The 19,945-nt window shown below is 63.1% G+C and carries 18 protein-coding genes; 13 read left to right on the top strand and 5 right to left on the bottom strand.

Annotated elements, in window-relative coordinates; genetic code table 11:
* The first annotated feature begins 107 nt into the window (after window positions 1-107).
* The 12 genes from murJ (at window position 108) to F0A17_RS09735 (ending at window position 12,214) form a co-directional block, all read left to right on the top strand.
* Entirely contained in the window at window positions 108-1,631 is a 1,524-nt protein-coding gene (murJ, locus tag F0A17_RS09790) for a murein biosynthesis integral membrane protein MurJ (protein ID WP_149328248.1), read from the top strand.
* Window positions 1,632-1,723: 92 nt separating this feature from the next.
* Window positions 1,724-2,785 carry a bifunctional riboflavin kinase/FAD synthetase gene (gene ribF, locus F0A17_RS09785; protein ID WP_149328133.1) on the top strand — a complete coding sequence of 354 codons (1,062 nt, stop codon included), beginning with the start codon at window positions 1,724-1,726 and terminating at the stop codon, window positions 2,783-2,785.
* A 10-nt stretch (window positions 2,786-2,795) separates the two neighbouring features.
* On the top strand, window positions 2,796-5,645 hold the full coding sequence (gene ileS, locus F0A17_RS09780) for an isoleucine--tRNA ligase (RefSeq protein WP_187774672.1): 2,850 nt from the start codon (window positions 2,796-2,798) through the stop codon (window positions 5,643-5,645).
* Complete coding sequence (gene lspA, locus F0A17_RS09775; protein ID WP_228716873.1) at window positions 5,638-6,168, top strand: signal peptidase II; 531 nt, start codon at window positions 5,638-5,640, stop codon at window positions 6,166-6,168. The genes ileS and lspA overlap by 8 nt, the downstream gene beginning before the upstream one ends.
* Before the next feature lie 66 nt (window positions 6,169-6,234).
* The gene (gene fkpB / locus F0A17_RS09770; protein ID WP_149328130.1) at window positions 6,235-6,681 is read left to right on the top strand and encodes an FKBP-type peptidyl-prolyl cis-trans isomerase; all 447 of its coding nucleotides are present in this window, start codon (window positions 6,235-6,237) and stop codon (window positions 6,679-6,681) included.
* An 88-nt stretch (window positions 6,682-6,769) separates the two neighbouring features.
* On the top strand, window positions 6,770-7,747 hold the full coding sequence (gene ispH, locus F0A17_RS09765; protein WP_149328129.1) for a 4-hydroxy-3-methylbut-2-enyl diphosphate reductase: 978 nt from the start codon (window positions 6,770-6,772) through the stop codon (window positions 7,745-7,747).
* Window positions 7,748-7,902: 155 nt separating this feature from the next.
* Window positions 7,903-8,313, top strand: a complete 411-nt coding sequence (locus F0A17_RS09760) for a type IV pilin protein (protein WP_149328247.1) — start codon at window positions 7,903-7,905, stop codon at window positions 8,311-8,313.
* Window positions 8,314-8,317: 4 nt separating this feature from the next.
* Window positions 8,318-8,752 (top strand): GspH/FimT family pseudopilin, encoded by a 435-nt coding sequence (locus F0A17_RS09755; protein ID WP_149328128.1) that lies wholly within the window; start codon window positions 8,318-8,320, stop codon window positions 8,750-8,752.
* 9 nt (window positions 8,753-8,761) lie between these two features.
* Window positions 8,762-9,163 carry a prepilin-type N-terminal cleavage/methylation domain-containing protein gene (locus F0A17_RS09750; RefSeq protein WP_149328127.1) on the top strand — a complete coding sequence of 134 codons (402 nt, stop codon included), beginning with the start codon at window positions 8,762-8,764 and terminating at the stop codon, window positions 9,161-9,163.
* Window positions 9,160-9,759, top strand: coding sequence for a PilW family protein (locus F0A17_RS09745; protein WP_149328126.1), 600 nt, complete (start codon window positions 9,160-9,162; stop codon window positions 9,757-9,759). Before F0A17_RS09750 ends, F0A17_RS09745 begins: the two co-directional genes overlap by 4 nt.
* A gap of 45 nt (window positions 9,760-9,804) precedes the next feature.
* On the top strand, window positions 9,805-10,938 hold the full coding sequence (locus F0A17_RS09740) for a pilus assembly PilX family protein (protein WP_149328125.1): 1,134 nt from the start codon (window positions 9,805-9,807) through the stop codon (window positions 10,936-10,938).
* Window positions 10,939-11,080: 142 nt separating this feature from the next.
* A complete protein-coding gene (locus F0A17_RS09735; RefSeq protein WP_187774671.1) occupies window positions 11,081-12,214 on the top strand; it encodes a pilus assembly PilX family protein in 1,134 nt (377 codons plus the stop codon).
* Window positions 12,215-12,248: 34 nt separating this feature from the next.
* Here the strand turns inward: F0A17_RS09735 and F0A17_RS20900 are convergent, their stop codons facing one another.
* Entirely contained in the window at window positions 12,249-12,374 is a 126-nt protein-coding gene (locus F0A17_RS20900; RefSeq protein ID WP_267285434.1) for a hypothetical protein, read from the bottom strand.
* 147 nt (window positions 12,375-12,521) lie between these two features.
* On the opposite strand from F0A17_RS20900, the gene F0A17_RS09730 reads away from it, so the two are divergent.
* Window positions 12,522-13,763 (top strand): cation:proton antiporter domain-containing protein, encoded by a 1,242-nt coding sequence (locus F0A17_RS09730; protein ID WP_149328123.1) that lies wholly within the window; start codon window positions 12,522-12,524, stop codon window positions 13,761-13,763.
* An 18-nt stretch (window positions 13,764-13,781) separates the two neighbouring features.
* Here the strand turns inward: F0A17_RS09730 and F0A17_RS09725 are convergent, their stop codons facing one another.
* The 4 genes from F0A17_RS09725 to F0A17_RS09710 form a co-directional block, all read right to left on the bottom strand.
* A complete protein-coding gene (locus F0A17_RS09725; RefSeq protein ID WP_149328122.1) occupies window positions 13,782-14,885 on the bottom strand; it encodes a phospholipase D-like domain-containing protein in 1,104 nt (367 codons plus the stop codon).
* Between the two features lie 31 nt (window positions 14,886-14,916).
* Window positions 14,917-15,369 (bottom strand): NUDIX hydrolase, encoded by a 453-nt coding sequence (locus tag F0A17_RS09720; protein ID WP_149328121.1) that lies wholly within the window; start codon window positions 15,367-15,369, stop codon window positions 14,917-14,919.
* A gap of 7 nt (window positions 15,370-15,376) precedes the next feature.
* Entirely contained in the window at window positions 15,377-16,621 is a 1,245-nt protein-coding gene (locus F0A17_RS09715; protein WP_149328120.1) for a ribonucleotide-diphosphate reductase subunit beta, read from the bottom strand.
* A gap of 128 nt (window positions 16,622-16,749) precedes the next feature.
* The gene (locus F0A17_RS09710) at window positions 16,750-19,644 is read right to left on the bottom strand and encodes a ribonucleoside-diphosphate reductase subunit alpha (RefSeq protein WP_149328119.1); all 2,895 of its coding nucleotides are present in this window, start codon (window positions 19,642-19,644) and stop codon (window positions 16,750-16,752) included.
* Window positions 19,645-19,945 lie beyond the last annotated feature (301 nt).

The raw sequence follows: 19,945 nt of genomic DNA, 5'->3' as shown, positions 1-19,945 counted from the left end.
GAGGAAGGGAGACGGTGACGGACCGCGAACAATTACCCGAGCCTGCACGGCCAGCCCCGACGAAGGTGGCCGACGATCGGGCCGTCGCGCCCAAGGCCGGTGGCCTGATGCGCTCCGGCCTGGTGGTCGGCGCCATGACCATGCTGTCGCGGGTCATGGGGCTGCTGCGCGACGTGGTGGTGGCGACCCTGTTCGGCGCCGGCAGCGGTGCCGATGCCTTCTTCGTCGCCTTCAAGATTCCCAATTTCATGCGTCGTCTGTTTGCCGAGGGCGCCTTTAACCAGGCCTTCGTGCCGGTACTTTCCGAATACGCCACGCGCGGCAGCAAGCGTGAGGTGCGCGAACTGCTCGATGCGGTGGCCGGCAGCCTCACAGCGGTGTTGGCATTGATCACTGCGCTGGCCATGCTGGCCGCACCCTGGCTAGTGTGGCTCTTCGCACCGGGCTTCGGGCGCGATCCGACCAAGCTCACGCTTACCGCCGACATGTTGCGCTTGACCTTTCCCTATCTGTTGTTGGTGTCGCTGACGGCCTTCGCCGGCAGCGTGCTCAATACCTGGAACCGCTTCGCGGTGCCGGCCTTCACCCCGGTGCTACTCAACTTCTCGCTGATCGGCGCGGCGCTGCTGCTCACTCCGCTGATGAGCGAGCCGGCCATGGCGCTTGCCTGGGGCGTGCTGATTGCCGGTGTGGCCCAGCTCGCCTTCCAAGTGCCGTTCCTGGCGCGCCTGGGGCTGATGCCGCGGCCCTGGCCCAACTTCGCCCACAGCGGCGTCAAGCGGATTCTGGTACTGATGGCCCCGGCGCTGTTCGGCGTGTCGGTGTCACAGATCAACCTGCTGCTGGATACCGTGCTGGCTTCGCTACTGGCCCCCGGCAGCGTCTCCTGGCTCTACTACTCCGATCGCCTCGTCGAACTGCCGCTGGGCGTGTTCGGCATCGCCATCGGCACGGTGATTCTGCCCGCGCTCTCCAAGCGCCACGCCGAACAAGCCAGCCAGCACTTCGCCGCCATGCTCGATTGGGCGGTGCGCGCCGTGCTGCTGCTGGGGCTGCCGGCATCGCTGGCCTTGGCGATCCTGGCCGAGCCGCTGCTGATCTCGCTGTTCCACTACGGCGCCATGACCGAACACGACATCGCCATGGCGGCCATGAGTCTGCGTGCCTACTCCTTCGGCCTGATCGCTTTCATGCTGATCAAGGTATTGGCGCCTGGCTTCTTCGCTCGCCAGGACACCAAGACGCCGGTGAAGGTCGGCATTATCGCCATGGTGGCCAACATGGTATTCAACCTCATTCTGATCTGGCCACTGGCGCATGCCGGACTGGCGCTGGCCACGGCGCTGTCGGCGTGTCTCAACGCGGGACTGCTCGGATGGCTGCTGGTCAAGCAGGGCGTGCTGGTGTTTCAGCCGGGCTGGGGGCGCTATGCCGTGCAACTGCTCGGAGGCTGCGCGGTGATGAGCGTGGGGCTCGCCTGGCTGGCGCCGGAGTGGCAGCAATGGCTCGGCTGGGGCGTGTGGACGCGGGTGAAGTGGTTGGTGCTGCTGGTCGTGATCGGCGCAGCGGCCTACTTCGCCTGGCTGGCGGCGTTGGGCGTCAGGCCGCGACAGTTCCGCATGCGCGGTTGATACCAAGAGGCGAGCGGCTGTCAAGGGGACGGGCGTTCGCTATAATCGATGCCTTTACACGTTTCACTCTCTTATCGGACGGCGGCGGTTTCATGGAAGTCATTCGAGGACTGCACAACCTGCGCGACGAACATCGCGGCTGCGTGGCCACCATTGGCAACTTCGATGGCGTGCACCGCGGTCATCAAGCGATTCTCGACCAGTGCCGCGAGCAGGCCTCGAAGCTGTGCCTGCCGGTGACGGTGGTCGTGTTCGAGCCTCAGCCGCGTGAATTCTTCGCCGGCGATCAGGCGCCGCCACGATTGACTCGCCTGCGCGAGAAGGTCCGTTTGCTGGGCGAGAGCGGGGTGGACTATGTGCTCTGCCTGCCGTTCAACGAGCGTTTGAGAAGCCTGACCGGGGTGGAATTCATCGATCGGGTGCTGGTCGAAGGCTTGGGTGTGCGTCATCTGGTGGTTGGGGACGACTTTCGCTTCGGCTGCGATCGCAGCGGCGACTTCAACCTGCTGGCGGAGGAGGGCGAGCGGCGCGGTCCCGAAGGATTCAGCGTCGAGCATACCCGCACCTTTTCCCTGGACGATGAGCGGGTCTCCAGCACCCGGGCGCGTACCCTGCTCGCAAGTGGCAACTTCGCCCAGGCGGCGCGCATGCTGGGGCGTCCCTTTCGGCTCGAGGGACGCGTCGTGGCCGACCAGCAGCGCGGGCGCACCATCGGCGTACCCACCGCCAACCTGCCGTTGCCGCGCCTGCCGCTGGCGCTACGCGGGGTTTATGCGGTGGTAGTCGAGCTGCCCGGCGGCCAGCGGCGCACCGGCGTGGCCAACATCGGCTGGCGTCCCACGGTGGGCAGCGATCGGCCGGTGATCGAAGCGCATCTGTTCGATTTCGACGGCGAACTCTACGGTCAGCGCCTGGTAGTATTTCCCTGCGCCAGGCTACGCGGCGAGGTGAAGTTCGACGACTTCGATGCGCTCAAGCAACAGATCATGAACGATCAGGAACAGGCCCGGCGCTTCTTTGGCGACCGCAGTCACCCGGCCGAGGCGCCTAGCCTGACAGACGACTCTCTTCCCTTGGCATCGGCGCCGTTGGCGCGCGAGGCCGCGACTTTCGAATCCTCGGCGGGCCGCTCCGCCGACCATGACGACGGCTGACTTCCTGAACATGAGCGACTACAAGCACACCCTCAACCTGCCCGAAACCGACTTCCCCATGCGCGGCAACCTGCCCAAGCGCGAGCCGGGCCGAGTGGCACAGTGGCAGGACATGAAGCTCTACCAGCGTCTGCGCGAAGAGCGCCGCGGACGCGAGCCCTTCGTGCTGCACGACGGCCCGCCCTATGCCAACGGCAGCATCCACATCGGTCACGCCGTCAACAAGATTCTCAAGGACATCATCGTCAAGTCGAAGAACCTGGCCGGCTTCGATGCGCCCTATGTGCCCGGCTGGGACTGCCATGGCCTTCCCATCGAGCACAAGGTGGAGACCACTCACGGCAAGCACCTCGAGCCCGAGCAGGCTCGCGCTCTCTGCCGTGAGTACGCCGCATCGCAGATCCAGACCCAGTTGACCGACTTCGTGCGCCTGGGCGTGATCGGCGACTGGGACAACCCCTACCGCTCGATGGACTATGCCAACGAGGCCGGCGAAATCCGCGCCCTGGCGGACATGGTCGCGGCAGGCTACGTCTTCAAGGGGCTCAAGCCGGTCAACTGGTGCTTCGACTGCGGCTCGGCGCTGGCCGAAGCCGAGGTGGAGTACCAAGACAAGACGTCCGATGCCATCGACGTGGCTTTCCCGGCTGCCGACGAGGCCAAGCTGGCGGCCGCCTTCGGCCTGGAAGCACTGCCCAAGCCCGCTGCCATCGTGATCTGGACCACCACGCCCTGGACCGTGCCGGCCAACCAGGCGCTCAACGTGCATCCCGAGTTCACTTACGCCCTGGTCGATACCGGCGAACGCCTGCTCGTGCTGGCGGACGAACTGGTAGAAAGCTGCCTGGAGCGCTACGAGCTCCAAGGCGACGTGATCGCTACCGCCAAGGGCCAGGCGCTCGACCTGATCGAATTCCGCCACCCGTTCTACGACCGCCTTTCGCCGGTCTACCTGGCCGACTACGTCGAGTCCGAAGTGGGCAGCACCGGTATCGTTCACTCCGCCCCGGCCTACGGCGTCGACGACTTCGTCACCTGCCGCGCCCATGGCATGGCGTTCAGCGAGATCAAGAGTCCGGTACAGGGCAACGGCGTCTATGCCGATGATCTGCCGTTCTTCGGCGGCCAGATGATCTGGAAGGCCAACCCGCGGATCGTCGACAAGCTGCGTGAGGTCGGCGCTCTGTTGGCGCACAAGGTCATCACCCACAGCTACATGCACTGCTGGCGCCACAAGACACCCGTGATCTATCGCGCCACGGCGCAGTGGTTCGTGGGCATGGATATCCAGGACAAGGACGGACGCACTCTGCGCGAGCGGGCGCTGGAAGGCATCGAGGCCACCCAGTTCACGCCGGCCTGGGGCCAGGCGCGACTGCACGCCATGATCGCCAACCGCCCCGACTGGTGCATCTCGCGCCAGCGCAACTGGGGCGTGCCGATCCCGTTCTTCCTGCACAAGGCCACCGGCGAGCTGCACCCGCGTACCGTCGAGCTGATGGAAGAGGCCGCCAAGCGCGTCGAGCGCGAGGGCATCGACGCCTGGTTCCGTCTCGATCCGGCCGAGCTGCTGGGCGATGAGGCTGTAGACTACGACAAGGTCACCGATACCCTCGACGTGTGGTTCGACTCCGGCACGACTCACCGTCACGTATTGCGCGGCTCGCACCCCCACGGCCACGGGAGCGGCCCGCGTGCCGATCTCTATCTGGAGGGCTCGGACCAGCACCGCGGCTGGTTCCACTCGTCGCTGCTGACCGGTTGTGCCATCGACGGTCACCCGCCGTATCGCGGCCTGCTGACCCACGGATTCACGGTCGACGCCCAAGGCCGCAAGATGTCCAAGTCGATGGGCAACGTGGTGGCGCCCCAAGAGGTGATGGACAAGCTGGGTGCCGACATCCTGCGTCTCTGGGTGGCTTCCACCGACTATTCCGGCGAGATGGCGGTCTCCGACGAGATCCTCAAGCGTACCGCCGACGTCTACCGCCGTATCCGCAACACGGCGCGCTTCCTGCTGGCCAACCTCAACGGCTTCGACCCGGCCCGTGACAGCGTGGCCTTCGGCGACATGCTGGCGCTGGACCAGTGGGTGGTGGATCGCGCTGCCCAGCTCCAGGCGCGCATCGAGAAGGCCTTCGAGGAGTACCGCTTCCTCGACGTCTACCAGCAGGTGCACACGTTCTGTTCGAGGGAACTCGGCGGTTTCTACCTCGACGTGATCAAGGATCGCCAGTACACCACCCAGGCCGACTCCCTGGCCCGGCGCAGCTGCCAGACGGCGCTTTACCATGTCGTCGAAGCGCTGGCGCGCTGGGTGGCGCCGATTCTTTCGTTCACCGCCGAGGAAATTTACGAGCACATTCCCGGTGAACACCGCGACAGCGTGCTGCTCGAGAGCTATTACGAGGGGCTCGCCACGCTGGCCGCCGATGCCAAGATGGGGCGCGAGTTCTGGGAGCGGGTGCTCGAGGTCAAGCAGGCGGTCAACAAGTGTCTGGAAGACGCCCGCAACGCCAAGGTGATCAAGGGCAACCTGGCCGCCGAGGTGACTCTGTTCGTCGACGATGAACTCCATACCACCCTGGCCAGGCTGGGCGAGGAGCTGCGCTTCGTGATGCTGACCAGCGAGGTGCGCCTGGCGCGCCTGTCCGATAGCAAACAGCCCGAGGGGCAGGACGCCGAGGCCACCGAACTCGATGGCCTGAAGGTGGCCGTGACAGCCAGCCCGCACCAGAAATGCGAGCGCTGCTGGCACCATCGCGAGGACGTCGGTCGCCATGCCGATCACCGCGACCTCTGTAGTCGCTGCATCAGCAACCTACCGGAGGGCCCCGGTGAGATTCGCCACTATGCGTGACAATAAGCGAACCGACGACGCAGCGGTGGCGCCGATGCGCCGTCCGTTGCGCTGGCTGTGGCTGGCGGTAGCGGTGGTGGCGCTGGATCTGGCCACCAAGGCGCTGATGTCCAGCCTGCTCAGCTACGGCCAGCCGATGGAGGTGCTGCCCTTCTTCAATCTCACGCTGCTGCACAACACCGGCGCGGCCTTCAGCTTTCTCGCCGGCCACCCCGGCTGGCAGCGCTGGTTCTTCGCTCTGGTCGGCATCGGTGCCTGCATCGGGTTGACCGTATGGATGAGCCGCCTCAAGGCCGATGAGCCGTTACTCGGCGCCTCCTTGGCGCTGGTCATCGGCGGGGCGCTGGGCAATCTCTACGATCGCCTGGTTCACGGCTACGTGGTCGATTTCCTGTCGTTCCATGTCGCCGGCTGGTACTACCCGGCCTTCAACGTGGCGGACATTGGCATCACGCTGGGCGCCATCGGCCTGATCTGGGAATCCCTCTTCGAAGGCCGCAAGCAGGCACGGCGGCGAAGCTAGGTCCGACTGCTATGCTGCTGGCATGAACTGATCGATCAAGCGCACGACAAACGAGCGAGAGCAACGATGAGCGAGTTTCGCATCGACGAGGGCATGGAAGTGACGCTGCACTTCACTCTCAAGCTGGAGGATGGCACCGTGGTCGACTCCACCCGCGACAAGGTCCCGGCCACCTTTCAAGTGGGCGACGGCAACCTGCCCCCCGGCTTCGAATACCCGCTGAAGGGCATGACCGGCGGCGAGAGCGGCAGCTTCGAGATCACGCCGGAGCACGGCTTCGGCCAGCACAATCCGCAGAACGTGCAGATGCTCAGCCGCGACGACTTCGAGGATATCGAACCCGAAGTGGGTACGGTGATGTCCTTCGCCGATCCCGCCGGCGGCGAACTGCCCGGCGTGATCACCGCCGTCGGCGAGCGCCAGGTAGAAGTGGACTTCAACCATCCGCTTGCGGGGCGTACCCTGACTTTCGAAGTCGAGGTGATCGACGTTCGACCGGCCCAGACCCATTAGGAAAGGCCCGAACTTCGTTCGCAGCGGAGCTCGGCATTTCCCCGCTTTCCCATCGGCAGATGCCCTGACGCATCAAGGCAAGGCAACCATGCAAATCAAGCTGGCCAATCCCCGCGGCTTCTGCGCCGGCGTCGATCGCGCCATCGAGATCGTCAACCGGGCGCTGGACGTCTTCGGGCCGCCCATTTACGTGCGCCACGAGGTCGTGCACAACCGCTTCGTGGTCGATACGCTGCGTGAGCGGGGGGCCATCTTTGTCGAGGAACTCGACGAAGTGCCCGACGACGTCATCGTGATCTTTTCCGCCCACGGCGTGTCGCGTGCCGTGCAGGAGGATGCCGAGCGTCGCGGTCTCAAGGTCTTCGATGCCACTTGTCCGCTGGTCACCAAGGTGCACATGGAAGTGCTGCGCTACGCCAGGCGCGGTCAGGAGTGCATTCTCATCGGCCATGCCGGCCATCCGGAGGTGGAGGGCACCATGGGACGCTACGACACGTCCCACGGCGGCGCCATCTACCTGGTGGAAGACGAGGCCGATGTCGAGTGTCTGGAGGTCAAGGATCCGGCCAGGCTCGCTTTCGTCACCCAGACCACACTCTCCATGGATGACACCGCCCGGGTGATCGACGCCCTGCGCACGAAGTTTCCCGAGATCGAGGGGCCACGCAAGGACGATATTTGCTATGCCACCCAGAATCGCCAGGATGCGGTGCGGGAGCTGGCCGCCGGTTGCGACCTGCTGCTGGTAGTGGGCAGTCCCAATAGCTCGAACTCCAACCGGTTGCGGGAACTGGCCGAACGGGTCGGCACATCGGCTTACCTGATCGACGATGCCAGTCAGGTCGATTCGGCCTGGCTGGAGGGGGTTGAAACGGTGGGCATTACCGCCGGTGCCAGCGCTCCCGAGGTGCTGGTCAAGGGAGTGATCGAACGCCTCCAGGGGCTGGGGGCCCAGGCGCCTCAGGAACTGTCCGGCCGCGAGGAGGCCATCACCTTCTCGATGCCGCGTGAACTGCGTGAACGCATGATTGCCAGCGATTCGCTATCCTCGGTCAAGAATGTCTAGAATCGCCATGTCTTGAGTACCCGTTCACTCAATCGACGCAAGGTGGAAAAGCCGGGCATTGCCCGGCTTTTTTCATGGCATGCCTGGCAGCTGAAAGCGTCATGATACATACTGAAACCAAACGTAACGAAGCCTTGGGAGGTGTCAGAGTGACGATGCAGGTCCGTCCCGCACGACATCGTTTTCAGCATGCACGCACCCGAAACACCGCCGGCTTCACGCTGCTCGAGCTGATCATCGCCGTGGCCATCATCGGCATCCTGGCATCGATCGCCGTGCCGAGTTATCAGCGTTACGTAGAGGGTAGCCGCCGCACCGATGCGCATGCCGGTCTGATGCAAGCGGCGCAGCAACTGGAGCGCTGTTACACCGTCAATAACACCTATGCCGACTGCCCCTCGATCCCGACTTCCTCGCCCGATGGCATCTACTCCATTTCGCTGAGCCTGACCGGTAATGGTTCGGGTTATACCCTGACGGCCAGCACCAGCCAGGCAGATCGCTGTCCGGACGAACTGACTCTCAATCATCGCGGCGAGCGCGGTCCCAACGCAAACTGCTGGTGATGCGATGAGAACACGCGGTTTCACCCTGGTCGAGCTGCTGATTACCATTGCCGTGTTGGCCATCGTGGCCATGATCGCCGTGCCGGGGTTCCAGACCCTGCTGGCCGGTAACCGCCTGGCAGCGGATTACAACGAGGTACTGACAGGTCTCAACCTGGCGCGTAGTGAGGCGATCAAGCGGCGGGAGGACGTCGCCTTTCGGGTCACGCAGGCCAGCCCTTGGATATATCGCATCACGTTGGCCGACGGCACCGATATCGCCATACGTCAGGCCCGTGACGCTCAGGTCACCCTTACCGCAACCAGCATTACCTTCAATGCGCTTGGCCGCAGGGTGAGCTGTTCGTCAGGCTGCAGTGTCACGGTCCATCATAGCGGTGGCAATAGTCGCGACATGCAGGTCAGCACGACCGGGCGTGTTGCCAAGCCAACCAGTTGAGATAAGGGAATGAGACAGCCAGCCCAGTCAGGATTCACCTTGGTCGAGGCTCTCGTCGCCGTACTGGTGCTCTCCCTCGGTCTGCTCGGCGTAGCGGCGATGCAGCTCAAGGCGCTGCAGAGTGCACACATGGGGTATCAGCGTGCCGTGGTGAGCCTAGCGGCGATCGACGCCCAGGAGCGCGCCTGGGCAGGGCTCTCCCAAGCGTCAACGCATGCCTGCCCCGACACCAGTGCCTTCGAGAACGCCTGGGTGAGTCACTGGTTCAACGACATGCTGATCGATGCGGGCAGCTCCTTGTCCGGAAGCGACTGTACCTACACCGCGACGATCGATTGGCAGGAGGAACGCTACGCCACCGGCGAGAGCGGCATGGCCTTCGTCTACCAGTTTCAACTGCCCGAGTTATGAGGCCCCGCATGACGTCTCCCGCTCCATCGCCTGCCGCGCCGCGACAGGCAGGGTTCACTCTGATCGAACTGATGGTGGCGCTGCTGATCGGCCTGATCGTCATCCTAGGCGCGGGCCAGCTGTTTCTAATGGGATTTCAAACGTTCCGGCAGATCGAATTGCTGAGCAACAAACAGGCGGCGTTGACCTTTGCCACGGAAACGCTGATTCGCGATATACGGCGAGCCGATACGCTGAGCTACGATAGCGCTGCCGGCGAGCTGAAAGTGGAATTTCCTAACAACGGCGAAATGAGTAGCGCGAGCTGCAGTGAAGGGCAGAGGGTGGTGCGTATCTACCGCTTGAGCAGTGCCGCCGTCAGTCCCAGCGAAGGTTGGTCATTGGATATGGGACAGAATTGCGATGGCGACCCCAGCGGTTCGGATTTCGAGCCGCTCGTGACGTCATTCGCCGAAAACGGCTTCGGTCGTGATGAGATGAGTACAGATGAAGTCAACGGCGTCTGGGTCATCACCTTCTCGTTGCTATCGAGCCAGGATGGCGATACCGACGATTTCGCGTTCCGCGCCGTCAACCGAAACGATGCCATCGACTAGCTCGGCCCCTGGAATGGGACAGGAAGGTACATAGGGAGGGCACACATGAAGCAACAACGCGGCGCAGCGCTGGTTGCCGTTCTCTCGTTGCTGACCGGTTCCATGATGCTGGGGCTCTCGGGCATTCAGTCCACATTGATCGAAGAGCGCCTCGCCGGTAACTATAAGGCGGCGACCGAGGCCCAGATGGGGGCGGAGAAAGCCGTCTCGGTAGGTTGGGGCGAGAGCGGCAGCGGGGTAAGCGTCGGCGACTTCGATGCCACTCGCTCCCGCTTGGATGTGCGGGCTTACAGCTGGCCGGAATTCTCTGGGCTGAGCGATATCTCGATCAACGCGTGTAACGGCAATCTCGTCTGCCATTACTACCTGCTGCAGGAAGGTAGCGACTTCTTCATCGCCGGCGTGGGGGCGGTGGTCAGCGAAGGCCGCGTGTCGGCCGTCAGCCAGCCGATCTTCGCTCGCCTCGAATTCACGCCGAGCCCCAACCCGGTATTTACCAATGGCCTGCTGAGCGCTGATTACATCTGGGTCACGGGTCAGTCCACCGTCCATGGCAATGTTCATTCGAACGGTACCGTCGACATAAGTCTGCGAGAGGGGTCGGAGGCTCTGGTGACCGATGGGACGAATGGTATGGTGGAAGTGCCTCTGCCGGGGCAAAGACCTGAGGACGAGGACATGAGCGTCTGTGGCGGTACTTCCCCACCCGCCTATTGTTACAAGAGCTACGACACCACCGTCTTTGCCGAGTACCAGGCGAGGGAAGGAGTCATCAATGATTGCAACATTGATATCGACACAGTGAACGATGGCGATACGGTCTTTTGTGCAGGCGACATGGTGGTTGACGGCGGCGCGATCGAGAGCCAGCGGATCACGCTGGTGGCGACCGGTAACATCACCATGAACGGTGCCACCTCGAGTGGCGGTACCGAGAGCGAGGTCGGCTTGTTCGTCATCGCCGGACAGGACATCGAATTCAACGGCAGCACCGACAACTACGGCGTGTTCTGGGCTGGCGGGTATGTACGCCAGAACGGCAATTCGAGCCTGTATGGCGCGATCGTGGCGGGCACCTACATCCGCAGTAATGGAGGTATCGACTTCATCAGCTTGGATAACGTGACCAACCCGGACACCTTCGTGCCGTCGAAACCTCGTATCGTCGCTTGGCAGTGAGCTGCCGACTACCATCGAATCCTCTTCGCTACACACGCAATCAAACGTTACGGGCGAGTTGCAACGTAACTGACTTCACTCCGCTAGGCTGATATCCGACCATGCGAGGGAAGCGGAGAATCGGATGCATGCCGGGAGAGACGTGAAAGAGCAGCGGGGTGCCGCCCTGATCATTGTCCTGTCGTTTCTTTCCATGTCATTGATGCTGGGCCTTTCGGGCATTCAATCCTCGCTGCTCGACGAGCGCCTGGCCGGTAACTACAGGGCGACGATTCAAGCGCAAATGGCGGCGGAGACGGCCGTGGCGGCGGGCTGGGGCCCCGGGGGACACGGCGCCACAGCCGCCGATTTCCGCACCGGACTCATGCGGATGGAGCTGGCCACTTTCGATTGGGCGCGCTTCAGCGCACTGAATGGCGTATCCGAGGATATTTGTAGCGGTAATGCAAGCTGCCACTATTACTTGCTGCGTGAAGACGACAAGCGATTCATCGTCGGCATGGGGGCAATCATCGACGGCGATACGGTCGTGGCTGCAAGCCAGCCTGTAATCGCCGAGGTCGAGTACGATTCCATTCCCAACCCCATCTTCACCCGAGGACTGCTGAGTGCCGACTATATCTGGGTCACGGGCCGGTCAACGGTGTTAGGCGGAGTACATTCCAACGGCACCGTAGACATGACACTAAACGAAGGTTCGGATGCCATCGTGACCGATGGATCGAATGGCATGGTCGAGGTGCCTTTGCCTGGTACGAGGCCTTCCGACGAGGACATGAGCCAATGTACACGTACTGAGCCACCGCCGTATTGCTTCAAGCGCTACGACGAGTCGATCTTTGCCGCCTACCACTCCCGCGAAGGCGCGATCCATTCCTGCTCCGTGACAATCGGGGAGTTACAAGACGGCGATACCGTCTACTGTGACGGAGACTTGACTGTCTCGAGTGGTGCTGTGAACGACAAGCGGATCACACTGGTAGCGAGAGGCAATATCACCATGAACGGTGCAACCTCGAGCGCTGGTACCGAAAGCAACATTGGACTATTCGTCGTCGCCGGCCAGGATATCGAGTTCAACGGCAGCACGAATAACTTCGGTGTGTTCTGGGCGGGAGGCTACATTCGACAGAACGGCAACTCGAGCCTATATGGCGCGGCCGTTTCAGGCACCTACATCCGCAGCAACGGCGGCATCGACTTCATCAGCCTGGATAATGTGACCAACCCGGATACCTTCGTGCCCTCGAGTCCTCGCATCGTCGCCTGGCAGTAACCATCTTTGCGTCCCTTCGCCGGGCTGACTTCCGTCAGGTATGGGTGGGCTTTCGGTAATGACCGGGAACGGTAACTCGCTCACCATTGGGGAGCTGGCGCACGTAGGTGGGAACGTAGATACGCTTGATGACGCTTTTGCGGGAACCGCCGTTGGCCATGGTCGACTCCTTGTCCGGTTCGTGTCTATGCCTACCTTAGCCCGGCCCGATTCGACGTGCAATTCCCTCCGATCCGTTGCGCGCGGTTTACCGTTGGCTTGCGGTTGCCTAGGGTAAAGAGGATTGCAGTGACCGGAGGGAATCGGCATGCAGGACCTCAATCTCGCCATGGCGGTGGTGGGCGGCCTGGTATTGTTTGTCGCTCTGTTGTCCAGCCCGCTGGACCGCTCCTGGCTATCGGCTCCTCTGTTCGCCTTCCTGCTGGGTGTGGCGCTGGGGCCGGAGGCGGCGGATCTACTCGATCCCCGGGGTTGGGGCGACAGTAAGAAATTGCTGGAGGAGACGGCGCGTCTTACGTTGGGCATCAGTCTGATGGGCATCGCGCTGCGGCTTCCGCCCAATTACCCCTTCGCTCACTGGCGCTCGTTGCTGGTGCTGCTGGCCATCGGCATGCCCGCGATGTTCCTCATCAGTGCCATGCTCACCCACTGGATCATGGGCCTGCCGCTACTGATGGCCTTGCTGGTGGGCGGCACCGTCTGCGCCACCGATCCGGTGGTGGCATCCTCCATCGTCACCGGCGGCGTGGCCAAGGAAAACCTGCCCGAAGCCTTTCGCCATCTTCTCTCCAGCGAGTCCGGCGCCAACGATGGCCTGGCCTATCCACTGGTCTTGTTGCCGATCCTGCTATTGACCACGCCCACCGATGACGCCTGGCTCGATTGGATCGGGCGGGTCTGGCTATGGGAGATCGGCGGCGGCGCGCTGATCGGCATTGCGCTGGGTTGGGCGGCAGGACGGGCGCTGCGCTGGTCGGAAGCGCGAGGCTACCTCGATCAACCCTCCTTTCTCTCGATCACCGTGGCGCTGACGATTTTCGTGCTCGGCGTGGGGTCGCTGTTCGGTACCAACAGCATTCTTGGCGTATTTGTCGCTGGCCTGGCTTTCGATCAGGAGGTGGGAGGCAAGGATCGTAGCGAGGAGGATAACGTGCAGGAAGCGGTCAATATCATGTTGACGCTACCGGTCTTTGTGCTGTTCGGGCTGATCGCGCCCTGGTCCGAATGGTGGGCGTTGGGCGCGGAAGGGCTGGCCCTGGTCCTGCTGGTGCTGTTGCTGCGTCGCCTGCCGGTGATACTGCTGCTGCGGCCATGGCTCCCCACGCTGCGTGATACACCGATCGTGCTGATCATGGGATGGTTCGGGCCGATCGGGGTGTCGGCGCTCTATTACGCCACGTTGGTATCGAGCCGCACGGGCTACGATATCGCCTGGACGGCCGGCAGCCTGATCGTGATGGCCTCGATAGCCGTTCATGGTACCACGGCGACTCCGTTCGCCAATCTCTATGGGCGATGGCGCCAGCGCCAGAAGGCGTGCGCGAAGTGACGTTCCGAGTCAGGCAACTCAGCGCAGCCCCGCTAGCCAGGCGCTCACCATTGCCGCAGCATGCTCCCGGGTTCGCTGCGCCCGGGAGCGCTGTGACCATGCGCGGCCCTGGATCGGCCGGCTGTCGGCGCAATGCTCGTCGAACAAACCGGCGAGCGTGCGCGCAAAATCGGCGCTCTCCACTTCCAGGTTCGCTTCCAGGTTCCAGTGCAGACTCCAATGGTCGAAGTTGCATGACCCCACGGTAACCCAGTCGTCGGCGATGCAGAACTTGGCATGGGTAAAGCGGGGTTGGTACTCGTAAATTCTGACTCCGGCCTCCAGCAGCGGGCCGTAGTGACGCTGCCCTGCCAAGTGTACGGTCGGGTGATCATGGCCCTCGCCTGCTATCAACAGGCGAACGTCGATGCCGCGTCCTGCCGCCTCGGTTATCAGTCGGCGCAATTGACGGGAAGGCAGAAAATAGGGGGTATATAGCCACAACCGGCGCGTTGCCTCGATGATGCGTTGATGCAGGGAACAACGGATGGTCGGGCGGCGATGCCCCTCGTTATGCATCAGCCTCGCCTTCATGCCCCCGGCTTGGGCGCCCAAAGAACGCCGTTCGACCTGGGCCCTGTCGCCACGGGTGCGGGAGGATTCCCAGAGATCGGCGAATAGCGTGATCCAGTCTTCCACCACGGGGCCTTCCGCCTGCACCACCAAGTCGAACCAGTCGCCCAGGTAATCGTCGGTCAGACAGTAGCCGCCGGTGTAGACCACGCGACGGTCGACGAGGATCAGCTTGCGATGGTTGCGCACCAGGTTCCGGCGCAGCCGCCGCATCATGAACGGGTTGTAGTGGCGCAGCGCCACACCGGCTGTCGACAGGCGTGTGCGGTCCCGCTGACCCAGGCCTGAGGCGCCGAAGCTGTCGAGTAGCACACGCACCTCGACGCCGCGCTTTGCCGCCCGGATCAACGCGTCGAAGAAACGGCGCGTCACTCGCCCCGATTCGACCAGGTACTGTTCGAACCAGATCGACTCTTCGGCCTCGTCGATGGCCTCGAGAAGAGCGGGCACGAAGCGGCGACTGTCAGGCAGCAAATCGATGCCGTTGCCACTCCTCCATTCGGTATCCATGGCGGGCCTCCTTGCCACATGGGGTCACCTGCTAATCCGAGCGTAGGAGGAGGTGGCCCTCACAGCAACGCCCCATCTCTTCGCGCTGGATGAGCCGAACGGCCAGCGGCAGCACGTGATCGCGAGTGAGGGCTGCCAGAGGCAGACGCTGCGCCTCCCATGGCGTTACCCAGCGCAGTTCGGCGATCTCGGCTGCCGGTGCGACGGAAGGCGACATCGCGACCAGAAACAGCGAGGCATGAACCTGGCAGTCGGGCTCGTTGGCGGCGGGAGCAGTGAACTTCCCGAGGGAATACAGCCGTGTTGGTGCTTGGCCGAGCTCTTCCATGAGCTCACGGTGCAATGCCGCCTCGGCGAGTTCGCCGGGTTCGAGCTTGCCTCCGGCCTGCATAAAACATTCGGTGCCACGCTTGCGCACCAGCAGCAGTCGCCCTTCGTCATCGAGAATCAGGGCGGCGGCGATGGGCAAGATAGCCTGGCTCATGCCTGGCTCAATCCCAGCTCAGCGCACCACCTACCTGGTACTCGGTAACGCGGGTCTCAAAGAAGTTCTTCTCCTTGCGCAGATCGATGATCTCGCTCATCCACGGGAAGGGGTTCTGTGCGCCGGGGAATTGCTCTTTGAGGCCGATTTGAGCCAGGCGACGGTTGCAGATGAAGTGCAGATATTCTTCCATGATCGCCGCGTTCATGCCCAGCACGCCGCGGGGCATCGAGTCGCGGGCGTAGGCGATTTCGAGCTCGGTGCCCTCGAGAATCATCTGGGTCACCTCGTCCTGGAAATCAGGCGTCCACAGGTGCGGGTTCTCGATCTTGATCTGGTTGATCATGTCGACGCCGAAATTCAAGTGCATCGACTCGTCTCGCAGGATGTACTGGAACTGCTCGGCGACGCCGGTCATCTTATTGCGCCGACCCATGGAGAGGATCTGGCTGAAGCCGCAGTAGAAGAAGATGCCCTCGGTCACGCAGTAAAAGGCGATCAGGTTGCGCAACAGCTCCTGGTCGCTCTCGGGCGTGCCGGTGTTGAAGTCCGGGCGTGCCAGCGACTGGGTGTGCTTGAGGCTCCAGGCGGACTTGGCGGCCACCGACGGTACCTCGCGGTACATATTGAAGACTTCGCCTTCGTCCATGCCCAGCGACTCCACGCAGTACTGGTAGGCGTGGGTATGGATCGCCTCCTCGAAGGCCTGGCGCAGCAGGTACTGGCGGCACTCGGGATTGGTGATCAGGCGGTACAGCGCCAGAACAAGGTTGTTGGCCACTAGCGAATCGGCGGTGGAGAAGTAGCCCAGGCTGCGCATCACGATGCGCCGTTCATCCTCGGTCAGGCCGTCCTGGCTCTTCCACAGGGCGATGTCGGCGTTCATGTTCACTTCCTGGGGCATCCAGTGGTTGGCGCTGCCGTCCAGGTATTTCTGCCATGCCCACTCGTACTTGAAGGGCACCAGCTGGTTGAGGTCGGCGCGAGCGTTGATCATCTGCTTGTCGCTGACCTCGATGCGCGCCGCGCCCATCTCCAGCTCCTCGAGACCGGCGGCCACGTCGAGCGCTTCGAGCGACTTGCGTGCCCGTGCCAGGCGGTCGCTGTCGGCGACCCGATAATTGTTACCGGTTTCCTTGACTTCGGCGGCTGCCGCCGTTGGCGGTGACATGGCGGCAGGCGCCGCTGCGGCCTTGGCCGGCTGTTCGGCAACGCTCGTTTCGTCCTCGTGGAATTCGTCCCAGTTCAGCATGGTTTCACCTTTATCTTGGCGAGATCCGAGGTATCGTTCGGATCAGGAATCGTCTCGTTGCGTGCGAAGCTGAGCGAGCGATGGCCAGGCGGTAGTGCAGCCTGGCCGATCGCAGCCAGCACCTTGACCTACTGGCAGGCCTCGCAGCCCAGGTCGTCGATGTCACTGGCGCTCGGCGCGCGGGATCCGCTGCCCGCCTTGCCGGTGAGGAAATCCTCCACGCCACGCGGCTCGCTGGAAGGTGCGGCGGAGGGCGCCGGCGCGGCCGAAGGCGCCTGGTTGCTCACCGCGTTGAGCGTGCCGCGGTCGACGGTGGACTTCTCCACCGAGGTCGCGCCCAGGGCACGCAGGTAATAGGTGGTCTTGAGGCCGCGGAACCACGCCATGCGATAAGTCACGTCGAGCTTCTTGCCCGAGACGCCCTTGATATAGAGGTTCAGCGACTGGGCCTGGTCGATCCACTTCTGACGGCGGGCGGCGGCCTCCACCAGCCACTTGGGTTCCACCTCGAAGGCGGTGGCGTACTTGGCCTTGAGGTCGTCCGGGATGCGTTCGATGGGCTGGGCCGAGCCGTCGTAATACTTGAGGTCGTTGATCATCACCTCGTCCCACAGGCCACGCGCCTTGAGGTCGTGGACCAGGTAGGCGTTGACCACGGTGAACTCGCCGGAGAGGTTCGACTTCACATAGAGGTTCTGGTAAGTGGGCTCGATCGACTGCGACACCCCGCAGATGTTGGAGATCGTCGCGGTGGGGGCGATGGCCATCACGTTGGAGTTGCGCATGCCCTGCTCGGCGATCTTGACGCGAATGCGATCCCAGTCCTGGGTGGCAGAAGTATCGACCTCGATGTACTTCTCGCCGCGCTCCTGCTTCAGCTTTTCGATGGAGTCGATGGGCAGGATGCCCTGGCTCCACAGCGAGCCCTCGAAGCTCTCGTAGCGGCCACGCTCGGCGGCAAGGTCCGAGGAGGCCTCGATGGCGTGATAGCTCACCAGCTCCATGGAGCGATCGGCGAACTCGACGGCCTCGTCGGAGGCGTAGGCGATGTCCTGGGCGTAGAGCGCGTCCTGGAAGCCCATGATGCCGAGCCCCACCGGGCGATGCTTGACGTTGGAGTTCCTGGCCTGGGGCACCGCGTAGTAGTTGATGTCGATGACGTTGTCGAGCATGCGCACGGCGGTTCGCACGGTTCTCTTCAGCTTGTCGTCGTCGAGCTTGCCGTCGGTCACGTGCTGGGCCAGGTTGACCGAACCCAGGTTGCACACCGCGATTTCGTCGACACTGGTGTTCAGGGTGATCTCGGTGCACAGGTTCGATGAGTGCACCACGCCGGCGTGCTGCTGGGGGCTTCTCAGGTTGCACGGATCCTTGAAGGTGATCCAGGGGTGGCCGGTCTCGAACAGCATCGACAGCATCTTGCGCCATAGATCCTTGGCGCGCACGCGCTTAAACAGCTTGAGCTGGCCGGAGCGGGTCATCGCCTCGTACTCCTCGTAGCGCTGCTCGAAGGCGGCACCGTAGAGGTCGTGCAAGTCGGGGCAGGTAGCGGGCGAGAACAGCGTCCACTCCTTGTCGTCGAACACCCGCTTCATGAACAGATCAGGCACCCAGTTGGCGGTGTTCATGTCGTGGGTGCGGCGGCGATCGTCACCGGTGTTCTTGCGCAATTCGAGGAACTCCTCGACATCCAGGTGCCACGTCTCGAGGTAGGCACACACCGCCCCCTTGCGCTTGCCGCCCTGGTTCACCGCCACCGCGGTATCGTTGACCACCTTGAGGAACGGCACCACGCCCTGGCTCTTGCCGTTGGTGCCCTTGATGTAGGAGCCCAGCGCGCGCACCGGGGTCCAGTCGTTGCCCAGGCCCCCGGCCCACTTGGAGAGCAGGGCGTTGTCGCGGATCGCGCTGTAGATGCCGTCGAGGTCGTCGGGCACGGTGGTGAGGTAGCAGCTGGAGAGCTGGCTGCGCACGGTGCCTGAATTGAACAGCGTCGGCGTCGAAGCCATGTAGTCGAAGCTGGAGAGCAGCTCGTAGAACTCGATGGCGCGCGCCTCGCGGTCGTCCTCGTTCAGTGCCAGCCCCATGGCCACGCGCATGAACATGACCTGGGGCAATTCGTAGCGCACGTCATCACGGTGGATGAAGTAGCGGTCGTAGAGCGTCTGCAGGCCCAGGTAGGTGAAAGCGTTGTCGCGGGTGTGATCGAGGGCGTCGCCGAGACGCTCCAGGTCGAACTCGGCGAGCGCCGGGTCGAGCTGTTCGAATGCGATGCCGCGGGCCACGTAGGCCTGGAAAGCCGGTTTGTAGAGTTCGGCCATCTCGCCGAAAGTGGCTTCCTCGGCGATACCCAGGAACGACAGTGCCTCGCGGCGCAGATTGTCCTGCAGCAGACGTGCGGTGACGTAGGTGTAGTTGGGCTCCTTCTCCACTAGCGTGCGCGCGGTCATCATCAGCGCCTGGGACACGCCGTCCACCGAGACACCGTCGTAGAGGTTCTTCAGCGACTCCTCGACGATGCGGTTGGGGTCGACGTTCTCGAGCTCCGCACAGGCGTCGAATACCAGCGTCTCGATGCGGCCGAGATCCAGCGGACGGCGGCCGCCGTCGGCCAAGGTGACATTGAGCGTGGGATGCGGCTTCTCGATCTCGTCACCCGCCGCGGCACGGGCGCGCGCATGCTCCTCGCGGTAGAGCACGTAGGCGCGGGCGACCTTCTGCTCGCCGGCACGCATCAGCGCCAGTTCCACCTGATCCTGGATGTCCTCGATGTGCACGGTGCCGCCATCCGGCATGCGGCGCTGAAAGGCGCTGGCGATGGACTGGCTGGCCTGGGCGACGAGATCGCGAATGCGCGAAGAAGTGGCGGCGTTGTCGCCTTCCACGGCAATGAAGGCCTTGGTCATGGCCACGGCGATCTTGCTGACATCGAAGGCGACGACATCGCCGGTGCGCTTGATGACGCGCAGCGCCCGGGGGGCGGTGATCGAGAGATCGGTGCGGTCGGGGGTTGGAAGTTCCATGGGCCGAAGATCCCTTCTTCGTGAGACGATGGTTGGGCGGCGAAGCATTGACAGCCAGGCGCCAGCTTGCTAGAGGCACATCATGTTGTGCTTTTTCTTTGGATGAGCACAAGATAGGGTGCTTTTGTGCCGTTATCAAGTGGAAAACCTGTGGGTGAGCTGTGGCTCATCGGGGGTATCCGTTGGTTACTTCTGTAACACCGCGCTATGCTTCGCGAGCAGGCCGCATGGACGCGAAATGTAACGATAGGCAGGCGAAATGCGCCATTTCGGGTATGCTTGACGAGTAGTGGCGGGACAG

Source organism: Billgrantia pellis, from assembly GCF_008297955.1.
Lineage (GTDB): Bacteria > Pseudomonadota > Gammaproteobacteria > Pseudomonadales > Halomonadaceae > Halomonas > Halomonas pellis.
The sequence above is the reverse complement of the archived record's forward strand: the minus strand, read 5'-3'. Positions and strand labels throughout refer to the sequence as shown.